The organism is Streptomyces sp. NPDC002309, assembly GCF_053593375.1.
Genome location: NZ_JBSFCI010000114.1, coordinates 1 through 1,099, shown reverse-complemented (window position 1 = coordinate 1,099; position 1,099 = coordinate 1). Strand labels below are relative to the sequence as shown.

At 66.4% G+C, this 1,099-nt stretch carries 1 protein-coding gene; it reads right to left on the bottom strand.

Going from position 1 to position 1,099, the window contains the following annotated elements:
* Positions 1 to 1,063: condensation domain-containing protein (locus ACWCPM_RS34750; protein WP_450980254.1), on the bottom strand; the 1,063-nt coding region annotated here is incomplete at its 3' end.
* Between the last annotated feature and the right edge of the window lie 36 nt (positions 1,064 to 1,099).

The following is a 1,099-nucleotide window of genomic DNA, read 5'->3' as shown; positions in this document are numbered from 1 at the left end:
CCGGTTCGCCGGTGGGCAGGGGTTCGGTGTGGATACCGGGCAGGTCGAGTTCGGCGTGGGTGGTGTTCTGCAGAGCGAGCATCACCTGGAAGAGCGGATGACGGGCCATCGACCGGGCCGGAGCGAGGTCCTCGACCAACCGCTCGAAAGGCACGTCCTGATGCGCGAACGCGGCCAGACCGGTCTCCCGAACCTGCTCCAGCAGACCGGCGAACGTGGGATCACCCGACAGATCAGTACGCATCACCAGCGTGTTGACGAAGAACCCCACCAGATCGTCCAACGCCTCATCAGTACGCCCGGCGACCGGAGTACCCACCGCAATGTCACTGCCCCCACCCCACCGCGACAGCAACACCGCCAACGCCGCCTGCAGCACCATGAACACCGTCACACCCCGGGCACGAGCAAGCTCCACCACCCGCCCATGCACCTCAGCCGGCACACTGACCCCCACCCGGCCACCACGGTGCGAAGCCACCACCGGCCGCGGCCGGTCGAACGGCAACGTCAGTTCCTCCGGAACCCCCTCCAAAGCCTTCCGCCAAAAGCCCAACTGCACATTCAGCAGACTGTCCGGATCGTCCTCCCCACCCAACAACTCACGCTGCCACAACGTGTAATCCGCATACTGCACCGCCAACGGCTCCCACCCAGGCACCCGCCCGGCGGCACGAGCCCCATACGCCACCGACAGATCCCGCGCCAGCGGCCCCATCGACCACCCGTCACCGGCAATGTGATGCACCACCATCACCAGCACACACTCACCCGGCACACCCAGCTCACCCGGCCCGACCCGCAACAACCACGCCCGCAGCGGCAACTCGGACGCCAGATCGAACGCGTGACCCACAAGCCCCGCAACAGCCTCCGCCAGACCCTCACGCCCCACCTCGACCACCGGCAGATCAAAAGACGAAGACGAGGAAAGAATCCGCTGATACGGCCTGCCCTCATCGGCCGCGAACACCGTCCGCAACACCTCATGCCGGCCCACCACATCACCCAGCGCCAACCGCAACGCCCCGACGTCCAGATCACCACTCAACCGCAGAGCCACCGGAATGTTGTACGTCGCCGACGGCCCCTCCAACTC